This is a genomic window from Rhizobium sp. M1 (genome assembly GCF_002531805.1).
GTDB lineage: Bacteria > Pseudomonadota > Alphaproteobacteria > Rhizobiales > Rhizobiaceae > Rhizobium > Rhizobium etli_C.
In genome coordinates this window covers 63,967-78,302 of the sequence record NZ_NWSW01000015.1, presented here as the reverse complement: position 1 = coordinate 78,302, position 14,336 = coordinate 63,967, and the positions used below count along the sequence as shown (strand labels likewise).

Annotated in this window: 15 protein-coding genes; 9 read left to right on the top strand and 6 right to left on the bottom strand. The window is 61.5% G+C overall.

The window, feature by feature from the left end; all coding sequences use genetic code 11:
- Positions 1-52: 52 nt before the first annotated feature.
- On the bottom strand, positions 53-232 hold the full coding sequence (locus tag CO655_RS34340) for a hypothetical protein (RefSeq protein ID WP_097665435.1): 180 nt from the start codon (positions 230-232) through the stop codon (positions 53-55).
- 306 nt (positions 233-538) lie between these two features.
- Between CO655_RS34340 and CO655_RS16020 the strand changes: the two genes are divergently transcribed.
- The 4 genes from CO655_RS16020 (at position 539) to CO655_RS16005 (ending at position 2,749) form a co-directional block, all read left to right on the top strand.
- Positions 539-748: a hypothetical protein gene (locus tag CO655_RS16020; protein ID WP_176539263.1), complete on the top strand. Its 210-nt coding sequence runs from the start codon at positions 539-541 to the stop codon at positions 746-748.
- Complete coding sequence (locus CO655_RS16015; protein WP_097665432.1) at positions 745-1,014, top strand: hypothetical protein; 270 nt, start codon at positions 745-747, stop codon at positions 1,012-1,014. The genes CO655_RS16020 and CO655_RS16015 overlap by 4 nt, the downstream gene beginning before the upstream one ends.
- Positions 1,015-1,208: 194 nt before the next feature.
- Positions 1,209-2,129, top strand: a complete 921-nt coding sequence (locus tag CO655_RS16010; protein ID WP_010031620.1) for a hypothetical protein — start codon at positions 1,209-1,211, stop codon at positions 2,127-2,129.
- A 266-nt stretch (positions 2,130-2,395) separates the two neighbouring features.
- Positions 2,396-2,749, top strand: a complete 354-nt coding sequence (locus CO655_RS16005; RefSeq protein ID WP_010031619.1) for a low affinity iron permease family protein — start codon at positions 2,396-2,398, stop codon at positions 2,747-2,749.
- Positions 2,750-2,760: 11 nt separating this feature from the next.
- Here CO655_RS16005 and CO655_RS16000 read toward each other — a convergent pair whose 3' ends face one another.
- Both CO655_RS16000 and CO655_RS15995 read right to left on the bottom strand, forming a co-directional pair.
- Positions 2,761-3,165 (bottom strand): low affinity iron permease family protein, encoded by a 405-nt coding sequence (locus CO655_RS16000; protein ID WP_010031618.1) that lies wholly within the window; start codon positions 3,163-3,165, stop codon positions 2,761-2,763.
- Positions 3,166-3,324: 159 nt separating this feature from the next.
- A complete protein-coding gene (locus CO655_RS15995) occupies positions 3,325-3,624 on the bottom strand; it encodes a DUF6074 family protein (RefSeq protein ID WP_097579066.1) in 300 nt (99 codons plus the stop codon).
- Between the two features lie 193 nt (positions 3,625-3,817).
- On the opposite strand from CO655_RS15995, the gene CO655_RS15990 reads away from it, so the two are divergent.
- Positions 3,818-5,086, top strand: a complete 1,269-nt coding sequence (locus CO655_RS15990) for a glycerate kinase (RefSeq protein ID WP_097607020.1) — start codon at positions 3,818-3,820, stop codon at positions 5,084-5,086.
- Between the two features lie 11 nt (positions 5,087-5,097).
- Here CO655_RS15990 and CO655_RS15985 read toward each other — a convergent pair whose 3' ends face one another.
- The 3 genes from CO655_RS15985 to CO655_RS15975 form a co-directional block, all read right to left on the bottom strand.
- Entirely contained in the window at positions 5,098-6,051 is a 954-nt protein-coding gene (locus CO655_RS15985) for an NAD-dependent epimerase/dehydratase family protein (protein WP_097665431.1), read from the bottom strand.
- Positions 6,052-6,148: 97 nt separating this feature from the next.
- Positions 6,149-7,105, bottom strand: coding sequence for a lytic transglycosylase domain-containing protein (locus CO655_RS15980; RefSeq protein WP_097665430.1), 957 nt, complete (start codon positions 7,103-7,105; stop codon positions 6,149-6,151).
- A gap of 155 nt (positions 7,106-7,260) precedes the next feature.
- Positions 7,261-7,920 carry a peroxiredoxin gene (locus tag CO655_RS15975; RefSeq protein ID WP_097579062.1) on the bottom strand — a complete coding sequence of 220 codons (660 nt, stop codon included), beginning with the start codon at positions 7,918-7,920 and terminating at the stop codon, positions 7,261-7,263.
- 404 nt (positions 7,921-8,324) lie between these two features.
- Between CO655_RS15975 and CO655_RS15970 the strand changes: the two genes are divergently transcribed.
- The 4 genes from CO655_RS15970 (at position 8,325) to nirB (ending at position 14,335) form a co-directional block, all read left to right on the top strand.
- On the top strand, positions 8,325-8,912 hold the full coding sequence (locus tag CO655_RS15970; RefSeq protein ID WP_097607018.1) for an ANTAR domain-containing response regulator: 588 nt from the start codon (positions 8,325-8,327) through the stop codon (positions 8,910-8,912).
- A gap of 34 nt (positions 8,913-8,946) precedes the next feature.
- Entirely contained in the window at positions 8,947-10,230 is a 1,284-nt protein-coding gene (locus tag CO655_RS15965; RefSeq protein ID WP_170964998.1) for a CmpA/NrtA family ABC transporter substrate-binding protein, read from the top strand.
- Between the two features lie 394 nt (positions 10,231-10,624).
- Complete coding sequence (locus CO655_RS15960; RefSeq protein WP_097607017.1) at positions 10,625-11,866, top strand: nitrate/nitrite transporter; 1,242 nt, start codon at positions 10,625-10,627, stop codon at positions 11,864-11,866.
- Between the two features lie 18 nt (positions 11,867-11,884).
- Positions 11,885-14,335: a nitrite reductase large subunit NirB gene (gene nirB / locus CO655_RS15955; protein ID WP_097665428.1), complete on the top strand. Its 2,451-nt coding sequence runs from the start codon at positions 11,885-11,887 to the stop codon at positions 14,333-14,335.
- Position 14,336: the final 1 nt, after the last annotated feature.

Genomic DNA, 14,336 nt, shown 5'->3' with positions numbered 1-14,336 from the left:
AGATCGACATTCGTCCACAGGTCAGGACCGGCATTTGGAACCTGTACTGCCGCTAATAGCTGCACGAACGGCCGTCGCCAGGTCGGAAACCGTCGGCACAGGCCGGGTTCATCGAGTCTCCCGGTTGATATCCGGACGCCGAGCCATAGGAATTCGGCGGCGTCGAGCAGGCGGAGGCAATGGCGACAAGAGTGATTGCTCCGGCGACTGCAAATGCCCGAAATCTGTTCATCGATGTTTCTCCCATTTCCGCTGTGACCCAACCGCGAGAGCTTTCCCCCAGTAATAAGAGGAGAGTTTTCCAGCGCTCATCGCCGCGTCCAAATCATCCTGCGCCTAAAGATATAGGCGCTCTCTCAACCGACGTTAGTTCCAGCCGCGCAGATTCTCTCCGTCCGTTAGGCATTGCGTGCGAGCAGTCGCTATTGGCGGCTGCATCGCGAGTCCTGCTTGACTCGAAGGACAACCAGAACATAATAGGAACATCAGCGCGGCGGCAGATAAAAACCTGGTTGGAGTTCTAAAGGAGATCGAGGTCGTGCGTCCGCAGACAGCTGAAAAACTGGCAGAAGAAGCGCTGAGAGGAGAAGTCGACGCAGTCGTCGCTTTTCACGATGGGGACATTCGTGCCGCCATGACGACGCTGCTGCTGGATTGCCGTCATCTGCGACTTCAGCTTGCCCTTGGCGACAAGGGAATGAGCCGCGGCGTGACAGCTGAGCGGACAACCGATGTCGAAGGGCTATGAAACATCGTCGCGGCATCGGGCTGGCACCCCCTGATCACCATGCCGTCGAAGTCGACAAGGTAACGCTGAGGACCTTACCGCAATGGTTCGTCATTTACGCCCGTTGCCGCGCATGCCGGCGCCAAACGCTTATCGAGCGGCGGGACGTTGCCCGGCGCTGTGGCCAGGACCTGTCTCTTGCGGAGCTCGCCAAGCGCCTCAAATGCCAGCGATGCGACAACCGTTCCGGCAATCTGCTGTTCCTTCAGATGCTGCCCCGCGATTGAATAGACCGCGCGTTTCGAAGCCGCTCGGCGTCGGCCGGGAACAAACACCGTGCAGAAAAGTTGTGTGGCATCAACCACGTAACGTCGACTTTGACAGGAGGTCTCTCATGGGTCGCGGTATTCTACTTTGGCTGCTCGGTGTCCCACTGCCTATCATCATTCTTCTGGCTTTGTTTATGCGATAGGAGCGGATCATGTCGGTCTCAATGACAGGTTCCGGAGAGGTTGCTGCTCCGGTTGAATCTTCCAAATCGGCCATGACATGGGGACCTATCTTTGGCGGCGCGGCCGCCGCCATCGGGGTGACCCTCATCCTTCTGCTTCTGGGATCCGGGCTTGGGTTGACGATGGTGTCGCCCTGGTCGGGGCAAAGCAGTTCGCTCGGCACACTTGGCATCACGGCAGCGATCTGGCTCGTGGTCGTGCAATGGCTCTCCTCCGCACTCGGGGGCTACGTTACCGGCCGCCTGCGCACAAAATGGGCGGCCGTCCACACCGATGAGGTTTTCTTCCGTGACACCGCCCATGGCTTCATCAGCTGGGCTCTGGCGACGATCTTTGTCGCCGGATTCCTTGCCTCGTCGCTGACATCGCTCGCCGGCGCCGGCGCGCAGGCGGTAGGATCGGCCGCGCAAGCCGTCGGCTCGACTGCCGCTGCCGCCGGCACGGCAGCGGCGTCATCGGCAACATCGCCCCTGGATCTCTCCACCGCCTATTTTACCGACGCCTTGCTGCGTCCTGATCAGGCGCGTGCGGCAGCGCCAGAAAACGATGCTGCGGCAACATCGGAAGTCTCCCGCATCCTCCTCAACGGCGCCGCGGAGGGGCAAATTCCCGATGACGACAAGGCCTATCTTGCCACCATCGTCTCTGCGCGGACCGGTCTTTCCGAAGCCGATGCGCGCGCCCGCGTCGACACGGTGCTGAAGCGTATCGACGACGCCAAGGTCGCCACGCAGAAGGCTGCCGATGAGGCACGCAGGGCCGCCTCCACCACCGCCTTGCTCGGATCATTGTCGCTTCTGGTCGGCGCTTTCATCGCCGCTGCGGCCGCGGCTCTCGGGGGATCGCAACGCGACGACGAGGAAGATCTCATCGTCAAGTCCCGGGTCTAAAGATCGAATCGAACGGGGGCGCGAGCGCAACGCTACGCCCCCGTTTACGGCATACCGGCTGACGCTGACTGGCGGCGATCGGCCCGACGCCTTGATGAAGCGGCTCGATTTCGCACTGTGTTGGCATATGGCCGATTGGTTTCGACCTTGCAGGACACAAGCGTGCAGCGGCTTTTTCGTAACGTCTGCAAAAAACGACCCTTCAGAAGCAATGGACACTGCTCCGACCTGCGCCATCTTCTCCTGCAGGGGCTGTGGAGAGCCGTATGCGTTGGCGCTTTCGACAGATTTCTGATCTCTCCTGGACAGGGCATCGTGCGATCCCGGTCGCGCTGATCGCATTGGCTGTCACGTGGACGGCCGTCGGCCTGAGCTTTTCGTTTCCACGACAGTGGTTTTTGCTGACCAACATGGCCGCAACACTCATCACATTCTTTCTTTTGCTGCTGCTGCAACACTCTCAAAATCGGGACATGAAGGCGCTTCACACCAAGCTCGACGAACTGATCCGATCGAGCGAGGCGGGAAATCACTGGATTGCGGCCGAAAAGAAAGACGCCGACGCCATTGAAGGCATGCGCCAGCAACACCAAGACCAGATTTCGCAGGAGCGGGCCTGAACAGCGATCATTTAAAATGACGTCTCTGCGGCGGATTTTTCCTCCGCTTTCTCCTCGACGCATTCGGCCTTGTCAGCAAGGGTCTTGCTCATTTCCCTGAGTTCGCCCTCGTCCAGCTTTTCGATGCCGACAAACTTATTGGCGGCCTGGCTCGTCAGAATAAGCTCATCAAGCTTGGCCTGCAGAGCCTTTCCGTCGCGGTTCTGGCTGTTCTGCAACACAAACACCATGAGGAAGGTAATGATCGTGGTCGTCGTGTTGATCACCAGCTGCCAAGTTTCGGAATAGTCGAAAAAGGGTCCGGAAACCGCCCAGACAAGCACGAGCATCAGGGCCGCGATAAAGGTGAACGGCCTTCCCGACAGCTCGGCGACGGTGGTTGCGAAGGAAGAGAAGAAGTTGGATTTGTTGGACATTTGCGAAGGCTCCCGCAGCGTCAATGCTGTCAATCGACAACATCAACTCCACATCTGCGCGGAAGTTCCTTATGCCGTCGCGGTCGATCCAGACGGCGATGGCAGCCTCGATCCGCTAGATTGCCGCTCAGGCGCACTGCGGTTTTCGGACGGCATGCATCAGCGTTTCTGAGATTTGGCGACCGCCCGCTTTTGATGGCTAAGGACGAGCTCGATCTGCACATCTTGCTGAAACTCCAGCACCTGCTGACCGACGTCGCTCTCCGCGATGCCCGCGGCCAACAGCTGGTCGGCCAGCCTGCGGCATTCGGCCTTCCAGAATTCGATCGCGTCCGCACCATGACGCCGGCCGAGTTCGCGGGCGCAGCGCTCGATATTGGCAATTCCGGTTCCGGAGGGAAAGGCAATAACCTTGCCTTCATGAGAGGCGGCAGGGCGGCGGGTCATTTCAGTGGCCATCGAACACAGGTTTCCTTTGATCCTATGTGTTGTCTACGGGACGATGGTTAATGCTTTCTATTCGTTCGCCTGGTTCGATGGCAAGACTTGGCGCCGCACGGGTCAAATCGCCTCGTCTTCGACCTTGACGGCGGCCCACCGTTGCGCCGACAGTCCCCGCCGTGATCGACACCTCAGCCAGCAGAGACCAAGGATGACCATAACCGCCGCCCCCCGCGATTTCCTGAAAAGCCTGTTCGACGCGGCGGTTCGCGCCGCCGATCCGCTGACCGGCATAAAGGCCCGCCTGCCGGAGAAGCCGAAAGGCAGAACCGTGGTGATCGGCGCCGGCAAGGGCGCGGCGCAGATGGCGCAGGCGCTCGAAAGCGTCTGGGACGGGCCGCTCGAGGGACTGGTGGTCACCCGATACGGCTATGGCTGCGACACCCGCCACACCGAGATCATCGAGGCGGCCCACCCGGTGCCCGATGCCGCGGGGCTTGCTGCCGCAAGGCGGTTGATGGAAACGGTGAACCGGCTGACGGAAGACGATCTGCTGATAGCCCTGATCTGCGGCGGCGGCTCGGCACTGCTCCCCGCCCCACCGGAGGGGCTGACCCTTGAAGACGAGATCGCACTCAACGAAATGCTGCTTGCTTCGGGCGCGCCGATCTCGGCGATGAATGTCGTGCGCAAGCATCTCTCCACCATCAAGGGCGGGAGACTTGCGGCGGCGACGAAGGCGAGGGTCGTCAGCCTGATCGTTTCCGATATTCCGGGCGACAATCCCGCCCATGTCGCCTCCGGGCCGACGGTGCCTGACGGGTCGACACGGCACGAGGCCCTCGAGATCATCAGGCAATACGGTTTGCAGCTGCCGCAGGCCGCCCTCGATCATCTGAACTCGCCGAAGGCCGATGCGCCGCGGCCGGATGATCCGGTGTTTTCACGGCACGAGCACCACATCATTGCCTCGGCCGGCGTATCGCTGGAGGCTGCTGCCGCCCTGGCCAAATCGCAAGGGATCGAACCGGCGATCCTTTCGGATGCGATCGAAGGTGAATCGCGCGATGTGGCGCTGGTGCATGCGGCGATCGCCCGCGAGGTGCTCGGCCGGAACAGGCCTTTTTCGAAGCCGGTCGTTATCCTCTCCGGCGGCGAGACGACGGTGACGCTGCGGGCCAAGGGCGGCAAGGGCGGGCGCAACGGCGAATTCGCGCTCGCCATGGCGCTGGCGATCGACGGACAGCAGGGCATTCATGTCCTTGCCGCCGACACGGACGGCATCGACGGTTCGGAGGACAATGCCGGCGCCTTTGCCGATGGCGGAACGATCAAGCGGCTTCGCGCCGCCGGTCTCGATGCGCGCCGGCTGCTCGACGGCAATGACAGCTATTCGGGCTTTGCCGCCGTCGGCGACCTCTTCGAAACCGGGCCGACCGGAACCAACGTCAATGATTTCAGGGCCATCCTGATCGCTTGAAACCCGGCGGATCAGGTCTTGATCCGCCCCTGCCCGACCAGCCAGCCGACCGATTCCTGCACCGCCTGCAGCGACGTATATCGCGGCGTGTAGCCGAGCCGGTGTGCGGCTTTGGCGATCGAGCAATTCGGACTGCGGGCGATATGCTCCCATGTCGCCTCCGCATCCTCGGCCGTCTGCCCCTCGGCCCAGGCGTCAAACGGTGCGAAGGTGAGGTTCGGCTCCCGCCCGAACCAGCGCGACATGGCTTCCGCATAACCGCGAAGGGTCAGGGCCTGCTCGGAAACCGCGTGGAAACTCTCACCGATCGACGCGTTCCAATGGGCAATTGCATCCATGAACATCGCCGCCACGTCATCGGCGTGGACGTGATGAACGGTCTCCAAGCCGAAATTGGGCAGCGCCAGGGCTTCGCCCCGCGCAAGGGTCGAGAAGACCTGCAGGTTGAAATTGCCGGCCGGATTGAGCGGCGCCCATCCGGTGCCGACAATATGGCCGGGATGGATGATGGTTGCCGGGAAGCCTTGCAGCCTTGCCTGCTGCAGCAGATAGGTTTCGATCGCCGCCTTCTGGATACCATAGTCACCGAACGGGGACTTCGGGGCTTCCTCGCGTGTCGGCACCGTCGTGGGGTACCCATGCGTCCAGATCGTGCCGGTGTGCAGGAAATGGCCGACATGCCCGGACAGGGCCGTCACCAGCTGCTCGGCACTTTTCAGCGTAAAGCAGATCGTGTCGATGACGATATCGGCTTTCAATGCGCGTATGGCCTGGCCGAACTCACCCGTCCGCTCCATGGTCGCCCTGTCCATCTGCCGCTGATCGACGAAGGCCCAGGCGCGGCTTGCCGTATAAGGCTTTGCCGCACCGCGGCTGATGGTGACGACGTCGTGACCCGCCTCCACCAGCCGGGGAACGAGATAGGTTCCGACATGGCCCGTCGCCCCGATGACCAAAACCCGCATTGTCGTTCCTCCTTAGCCGTGATCCCGCGAGACTATGCTGCTCCATCCGGCGATCCCGCAAGCGGACTTTTCGTCTCAGAATGCGGAAGCCGCCCTGCTATCGATTTTTGAAGACAAGGCAGGTGCGGCCGTGCTTTCGGATCTGGTTGCAGACCTCGTTGGCTTCCACACGCGTCTGCCGGGCGATGCGTGCGACGTAACGCGGGCGAAAGCCGAAGCTGCGGTCGCGCTGGCGCAGGATCAGCGGCTGTTCCGCATCCAAAGGTGAAGGCAGATCCTGCACGGCATCGAGAAAAAGACGCCGGGCCACCGCGACATCCGCGTTCGCCGCCAGCTGAACGCCCCAGGGTGCCCAGTCGCCCTCCTGATGGCGGGGCGTGTCCTTCAACCTCCGCCTTTCAGCAAGCGCCACGCAGCCATCGAGAAAGGGCTTGTCCTTGTCGAGCGGGGCTGCCGCATTTTCCGGCGGATTATCCTTCCATTCCTCGACCGTATGGGCGGTGATCGCCATCACATAGCCGCGCGTCTCGTAAGGTAATCTTCCTGACGTAAGATAAGCCGCAAGGCCGTTTTCGCCGGCATTATAGGCGGCGGCGGCAAGACCGAGATTGCCGAAACGATTGCGCAATTCGTCGAGATATTGCGCCGATTTCCGCAGGGCTTCCAACACCTGGTAGCTGTCTTCGAGACCGCGCAGTTTCGCCGTTCCGGGCATGAACTGCGCAATGCCCTGCGCTCCCTTGAAACTCACCGCGTCAGGGCGAAAGGTGCTTTCGCGCCAGATGAGGCGGGCGAAATACGCCGGCGGCAACCGATTGGCCTCGGCGAAATGCTCGATCGCAGCGCAGAGGTCGCGATTGAAACTGTCCTGGCGGATGCAGAGCGTCTCGCCTGAGCCCGAGGCAGCAGGCCCGGAATAGAGGCAGGCCGGTGGCGTATCGCTTCCTTCCGGCTGGGCCTTTGGCGTGTCTGCCGTGGAAAACAGGAAGCAGAGCGAAAGCAGGACCTTCGCCGATCTCCTCCCCATGTCGGACTGACCTTTTCGCCCTATCATCGGATCTCGGCAGGTTCGACTTCCATCGCGACGCTGACCCTAGATAACATCGATCGAGGCGCGAAGCTTCCCCATTTTGCGCAATGCCGGCACGAAAAAAGCCGCCGGACCATATGGCTGCGGCGGCTTGCAAACAGCTTGAAGAAAAACAGCGATCAGGCCGTCGGCTGCTTCGTCTTCCTGAGATAGGGCAGAACCGTATCGAAGGAGCCGAAGCGCGTGATCGCGTCTTCGTTGGACACTGCGGCGGTAATGATGACATCCTCGCCCTGGTTCCAGTTTGCCGGCGTCGCCACCTGGTGCTTTGCCGTCAGCTGGATGGAATCGATGGCGCGCAGGATCTCGTTGAAATTGCGGCCGGTCGTCATCGGATAGGTCAGGATCAGCTTGATCTTCTTATCCGGGCCGATGATGAAGACCGAACGCACCGTCGCATTGTCGGCAGGCGTGCGGCCTTCGGAGCTCTCGCCGGCGCCGGCCGGCAGCATGTCGTAGAGTTTGGCGACCTTGAGGTCCTTGTCGCCGATCAGCGGATAATCGACGTCGAAGCCGGTCGCCGTCTTGATGTCGCCCTTCCACTTGGCATGGCTTTCGACCGGATCGACTGAGATGCCGATGATTTTGACGCCGCGCTTGGCGAATTCGCCCGCAAGGCCGGCCATGACGCCGAGCTCGGTTGTGCAGACAGGCGTGAAATTCTTCGGATGCGAGAACAGAACGGCCCAACCATTACCGATCCAGTCATGGAAGCTGACCGGTCCCTGCGTGGTGTCGGCAGTAAAGTCGGGAGCGATGTCGTTGATACGTAAGCTCATGGTCGGCCCTCCAAAGCCGTTGTTGGGTTTTCGTTATCTCAAATGGCGGTCATGGGAACTGCCTGCCGCAGTCGTGATAAAATTGCGATCGCCAGGGGCGCACCAGCTGCGAGCAAAAAACTCTCCCATCCCAAGGTTTTCGCTGCATTTCTTTAAAATATATACCACGAGAACCGAAGGCATGCTCTTTCGATTTGCAGCCTGCGCCGGCATTATTTTTCCCGGCGGGTCGACGCGACGAAAAGACCGCGTTTTTTTGATCGGCTATTAAACAAGGAGGAGGAGACCAAGGAGCTGGCGCTCGAAAGTGAGGCATACTGATTAATTTTTGTGCGTATTTATTTATGCACAGTTTTCGGGCGGATACCTTGCCAAAATTGCTGCACTGCGTCATAAATAGAAGCATGACGCATCTCGATCTGACGATTCTGGTGATCGACGAAAATGCCATTCGCGCCTCCATTATCGAAGAAGGGCTGCGCGAGGCAGGGCATTCGCGCGTCACCGTGGTGCATGAGGTCAACGGCATCGCCCGAACCATCGAAACGCTGATGCCCGACGTGATCATCATCGATATCGAAAACCCCAACCGCGACATGATGGAGCATCTGTTCCAACTGACGCGCACGGTCAGCCGTCCGATCGCCATGTTCGTCGATCGCTCCGACACGGCCTCGATCGAGGCTGCGGTCGATGCCGGGGTCTCCGCCTATATCGTCGACGGATTGAAGAAGGAACGCGTCAAACCGATCCTCGACATGGCCGTCAGCCGCTTCAACGCCTTCAGCCGGCTGCGGCGTGAGCTTGCCGATGCCCGCTCAGCGCTGGAAGAACGCAAGCTCATCGAGCGCGCCAAGGGCATATTGATGAAGAAACGCGGCCTGTCCGAAGAAGAAGCTTTCGCCCTGCTGCGGCAGACGGCGATGAACGAAAAGAAGAAGATGTCGGAAATCGCCCAGAGCGTTGTCACCGCCGCGGGACTTTTGATGTGATGGCGGGCCGCCTAAATTTCCGGAGGAAACCGGAGTGGATATGATGACGAAGACCGTCAGTTCCAGCGGCGGGCTGCCCTCGCCCGTGCGCATCGACAATGAAGGGCCGAAAGTGCTGCGGGCCGGTTTCATTCCGCTCGTCGATTCGTCGGTGCTGATCGCGGCGGCGGAATTCGGCTTCGCGCAGAAGGAAGGCCTGACGCTTGATCTCGTCAAGGACGTCTCCTGGGCGAATGTCCGTGACCGCCTGGCATTCCGCCAATTCGATATCGCCCATATGCTGTCGCCGATGCCGGTCGCCTCCATGCTCGGCCTCGGCTCCAATCCCTCGCCGACGATCACGCCGTTTTCCCTCGGGCGCGGCGGCAATGCGATCACGCTGTCGACGCGGCTCTTCGACAGGATGCGGGATGACGCCGGATTGCCGGAAACGGCAAGCGCGCTGGATAACGCCCATGCTCTGGCCAAGACGATCGCGGCGATGAAGGCGCGCGGCGAGCCGTTGCCGACCTTCGGGGTCACCTATCCCTTCTCCTCGCACAATTACGAATTCCGCTACTGGCTGGCGGCCGGCGGCATCGATCCCGACAGGCACGTCAAGCTCGTCGTCGTGCCGCCGCCGCTGACATCGGACGCACTGGCAGCCGGGGCGATCGACGGTTTCTGCGTCGGCGCACCGTGGAACATGGTCGCCTCGGAGCGCGGCCTCGGACGCATCGTCGCCGCCAAGCAGGATATCTGGCCGTCAGCCCCGGAAAAGGTGATCGGCATGCGCCCGGATTGGGTGGAAAGCCATCCGGAGACCGTTTCCCGGCTGATCGTGGCGCTCGACGCGGCAGCCCGCTGGTGCGACCTGCCGGACAATCACGATGCGCTGGCCGCCGCTCTCGCCGATCCGCGCTATATCGCCGCCCCCGTCGGCATCATTCGCCGGGTTCTTTCCGGCGAATTCAGCCTCGACGCCAGAGGAAACCGGCGCATCATCGCCGATTATTTCCAGTTTCATTCCGGCTTCGCCAATTATCCCCGGCCGAGCCATGCGCTGTGGATCTACAGCCAGATGATGCGCTGGGGGCAGGCCGAAGCCAGTCTCGTCAAGGCGCGGGCCGCCGCCTCCGCCTACCGCCCCGATCTCTATCGCACCGCTCTCGGCGACGCCAACGCACCTGACGACGCCGATATCCGCATCGAAGGCAATGACGAGGGCGACCGCTTCATGGACGGCCACGTCTTCGATCCGACGGAACTGCCGGACTATGTGGCGCGCTTTGCCGTCAAGAGCGCCCTGCCCTTCGCCTCCGATAGCGAAGAGACCTGATCCATGCCGGCCTGCACAAAACGCCAGCAAAGTTCGACGCCCGCCATCACCGCAACGCACAAAAGATTTGCACGTTTTTTGACAGCCACAAAAACGTGCAGACGGACGCCCATTATAAATTCCGTTTCCATTCAATCACTTAAAGCACAACGACCAAACTGGCACGCAGTTTGCAAGGCTATTAGCGCACAGATCAATGGCGATCAGCGCAGTATGAGAGCGCAATAGGCGCTCGCAGAAGACCAAGAATTGGGCGTCCAACGGCGGGCGCCACCAGCAAAGCCGCTGATCAGGATAGTTCGCGCGCCTCGTGCATGCGCAACCTGACCAGCGGCTTTTTTGTTTTTAACCCCAGCGATGGATCGGCGCGACCTTGTCGGGCCACGGAGAAGCCATGTCTGTCATCGAGAAAGCGCAGCCTATGTCCACCGGCGAACCAGCCAAGGCCCTGTGGATCTCCACGGTCGCCTTCACCCTCTGTTTTGCCGTCTGGACGATCTTCGCGATCATCGGCGTCCGCATCAAGCAGGAACTCAACCTCAACGAGGCCGAGTTCGGATTGCTGATCGGCACCCCGGTTCTCACCGGTTCGCTCGTGCGCATCGTCCTCGGCATCTGGACGGGGCGTTACGGCGGCCGTCTCGTTTACACGCTTACGATGCTTGCTGCGGCAGTGGCGACTTTTCTGCTCTCCTACGCCCACACCTATACGCAGATGCTGATCGCCGGCCTCGGCGTCGGGCTTGCCGGCGGCTCCTTCGCGGTCGGCGTCGCTTATGTCTCGCCCTTCTTCCCGGCAGAGAAGCAGGGAACGGCGCTCGGCATCTTCGGCGCCGGCAATGTCGGCGCGGCCGTGACGAAATTCGCCGCTCCCTTTGTTCTGCTCGCCTGGGGCTGGCAGGCGGTTGCGGAAATCTGGGCCGTCTGTCTGGCGCTGATGGCGGTCGTCTTCTGGTTCACCACCACCGACGATCCGGCCTTCCGTCTTCGCCGCGAGCGCGGCGTCGCCTCCAAGAGCCTTGCCCAGGAATTCGCGCCGCTGCAGAACGTCCAGGTCTGGCGCTTCTCGCTCTACTATTTCTTCGCCTTCGGCGGCTTCGTCGCCCTGTCGCTGTGGCTGCCGCGCTATCTGGTCGGCGTCTACGGCTTCAACCTCGAAACTGCCGGCATGATCGCGGCGGCCTACTCGATCCCGGGCAGCATCTTCCGCGCCTTCGGCGGCGTGCTGTCGGATAAGAAGGGCGCACGCAGCGTGATGTACGCAATGTTTGCCGTGTCGGCCGTGGCCACGCTCATTCTATCGCTGCCGGCTGCGACCATCACACCCGTCATCTTCATCGTCGTCATCTTCGTGCTCGGCTTCTTCATGAGCCTCGGCAAGGCTGCCGTCTACAAGCACATCCCGGCCTACTATGCCGACAGCGTCGGTGCCGTCGGCGGCGTCGTCGGCATGATGGGCGGTCTTGGCGGCTTCATCCTGCCGATCGCCTTCGGCCTCCTCAAGGACATGACCGGCCTCTGGTCCAGCTGCTTCCTGCTGCTCTTCGCAATCGTGGCGATTTCGCTGATCTGGATGCACCTGTCCGTCAAGCAACTGTCGCGCCAGGGGCACTCGGCGCCCGTGGCTGCAACCTAATCCAAGGGACTTGAACGTATGACCGAAAAACTCGTCATCATCGGCAATGGCATGGCGCCCGGGCGCATGCTGGAGCACCTCTTCGAACAGTCGCCCGGACGCTATGACGTCACGATCTTCAACGCCGAGCCGCGCGTCAATTACGACCGCATCATGCTGTCGCCGGTTCTCTCGGGAGAGAAGGACTACGAGCAGATCATCATTCACGGTGACGGCTGGTACATCAAGCACGGCATCATGCTCTACAAGGGCCACAAGATCGTCAACATCGATCGCGCCGCCAAGACGGTCACCTCCGACCACGGCGTCACCGAAAGCTACGACAAGCTGGTGATCGCCACCGGTTCCGTGCCCTTCATCATCCCGGTTCCCGGCAAGGATCTGCCCGGCGTCATCACCTATCGCGATCTAGACGATGTGCAGGCGATGCTGCTCGCCGCCCAGTCGCGCGAAAAGGCGGTCGTCATCGGCGGCGGTCTGCTTGGCCTCGAAGCGGCAGCCGGCCTTGCCCAGCGCGGCATGGACGTCACCGTGCTGCACGTCATGCCGACGCTGATGGAGCGCCAGCTCGATCCCGCCGCCGGCTATCTCCTGCAGAAGGCAGTCGAGGAACGCGGCATCAAGGTCATCTGCAAGGCCAATACCAAGGCGATCATCGGCAATGGCAAGGTCGAAGGCATCGAACTCGACGACGGCCGCATCATCCCGGCAACCCTCGTCGTCATGGCCGTCGGCATTCGTCCGAGCGTCGGCCTGGCGAAGGACGCCGGCCTTGCGGTCAATCGCGGCATCGTCGTCGATGCCGGCATGCAGACCTCGGACGGCGATATTTTCGCGCTCGGCGAATGCGCCGAAGTCGGCGGCATGGTCTACGGCCTCGTCGCGCCGCTTTACGAGATGGCCCGCATTGCCGCGGCACATCTCTCGGACGACCGTTCACCGGCTTTCGTGCATGCGGACACGCCGACCAAGCTGAAGGTCACTGGCATCGAACTCTATTCGCTCGGGGATTTCGCCGATGGCGACGACCGCGAGGAGATCGTGCTGCGCGATGCCAGCGCCGGCGTCTACAAGCGCCTGGTGCTGAAGGACAACAAGATCATCGGCACCGTGCTTTACGGCGAGACTGCCGACGGCGCCTGGTTCAACGATCTGAAGAAGAAGGCGACCGATATTTCGGAGATGCGCGAGACGCTGATCTTCGGTCAGGCCTATCAGGGAGGGTCGCCGCTGGACCCTATGGCGGCCGTTGCAGCCTTGCCGGATGACGCGGAAATCTGTGGCTGCAACGGCGTATGCAAGGGCAAGATCACCTCGACGATCACGAGCAAAGGACTGACGTCGCTGGACGACGTGCGCGCCCATACCAAGGCGTCCGCCTCCTGCGGCTCCTGCACCGGCCTCGTCGAACAACTGATGGCGCTGACGCTCGGCGACGGCTACAACCCGGCTGCCGTACAGCCGATGTGCAGCTGTACCGAACTCGGCCATGACGATGTTCGCCGCCTGATCAAGGCGAAAGGTCTGAAGAGCATTCCTGCCGTCATGCAGGAATTGGAATGGAAGACCTCCTGCGGCTGCGCCAAGTGTCGGCCGGCGCTCAATTATTACCTCGTCTGCGACTGGCCGGACGAATATGCCGACGACTACCAGTCGCGTTTCATCAATGAGCGCGTCCACGCCAACATCCAGAAGGACGGCACCTATTCCGTCGTGCCGCGCATGTGGGGCGGCGTCACCAATTCGAACGAACTGCGCGCCATCGCCGATGTCGTCGACAAGTTCGAGATCCCCATGGTCAAGGTGACGGGCGGCCAGCGCATCGACCTGCTCGGCATCGAGAAGGAAGACCTGCCCGCCGTCTGGGCCGATCTCGGCAAGGCCGGTTTCGTCTCCGGCCAGGCCTATGCCAAGGGCCTGCGTACGGTGAAAACCTGTGTCGGCTCGGACTGGTGCCGGTTCGGTACCCAGGACTCCACTGGTCTCGGTATCCGCATCGAGAAATTCATGTGGGGCTCGTGGACGCCGGCCAAGCTGAAAATGGCCGTGTCCGGCTGCCCGCGCAATTGCGCCGAAGCGACCTGCAAGGATATCGGGGTGATCTGCGTGGATTCCGGTTTCGAGATCCATTTCGCCGGTGCGGCCGGTCTCGACATCAAGGGCACCGAGGTGCTCGGCCTGGTGAAGACCGAGGACGAGGCGCTGGAGCATATCGTGGCGCTGACGCAGATGTATCGCGAGCAGGCCCGCTATCTCGAGCGCATCTACAAATGGGCCAAGCGCGTCGGCCTGGACGAAATCCGCCGCCAGATCATGGACGATGGTGAAAAGCGCAAGGCCTATTATGACCGCTTCGTCTTCTCCCAGAAATTTGCCCAGGTCGATCCCTGGTCGGAGCGTGTTTCCGGCAAGGACAAACACGAGTTCAAGCCGATGGCGACGATCGGCTATCCGCAGGCTGCCGAGTAAG

Coding starts and splice junctions, on each gene's coding strand:
- CO655_RS16000 (WP_010031618.1), bottom strand. CDS start 3,165: ATGTCCAACAAATCCAACTTCTTCTCTTCCTTCGCAACCACCGTCGCC.
- CO655_RS15995 (WP_097579066.1), bottom strand. CDS start 3,624: ATGGCCACTGAAATGACCCGCCGCCCTGCCGCCTCTCATGAAGGCAAG.
- CO655_RS15970 (WP_097607018.1), top strand. CDS start 8,325: ATGACGCATCTCGATCTGACGATTCTGGTGATCGACGAAAATGCCATT.
- CO655_RS15975 (WP_097579062.1), bottom strand. CDS start 7,920: ATGAGCTTACGTATCAACGACATCGCTCCCGACTTTACTGCCGACACC.
- CO655_RS16015 (WP_097665432.1), top strand. CDS start 745: ATGAAACATCGTCGCGGCATCGGGCTGGCACCCCCTGATCACCATGCC.
- CO655_RS15980 (WP_097665430.1), bottom strand. CDS start 7,105: ATGATAGGGCGAAAAGGTCAGTCCGACATGGGGAGGAGATCGGCGAAG.
- CO655_RS34340 (WP_097665435.1), bottom strand. CDS start 232: ATGAACAGATTTCGGGCATTTGCAGTCGCCGGAGCAATCACTCTTGTC.
- CO655_RS15990 (WP_097607020.1), top strand. CDS start 3,818: ATGACCATAACCGCCGCCCCCCGCGATTTCCTGAAAAGCCTGTTCGAC.
- CO655_RS15960 (WP_097607017.1), top strand. CDS start 10,625: ATGTCTGTCATCGAGAAAGCGCAGCCTATGTCCACCGGCGAACCAGCC.
- nirB (WP_097665428.1), top strand. CDS start 11,885: ATGACCGAAAAACTCGTCATCATCGGCAATGGCATGGCGCCCGGGCGC.
- CO655_RS15985 (WP_097665431.1), bottom strand. CDS start 6,051: ATGCGGGTTTTGGTCATCGGGGCGACGGGCCATGTCGGAACCTATCTC.
- CO655_RS16010 (WP_010031620.1), top strand. CDS start 1,209: ATGTCGGTCTCAATGACAGGTTCCGGAGAGGTTGCTGCTCCGGTTGAA.
- CO655_RS16005 (WP_010031619.1), top strand. CDS start 2,396: ATGCGTTGGCGCTTTCGACAGATTTCTGATCTCTCCTGGACAGGGCAT.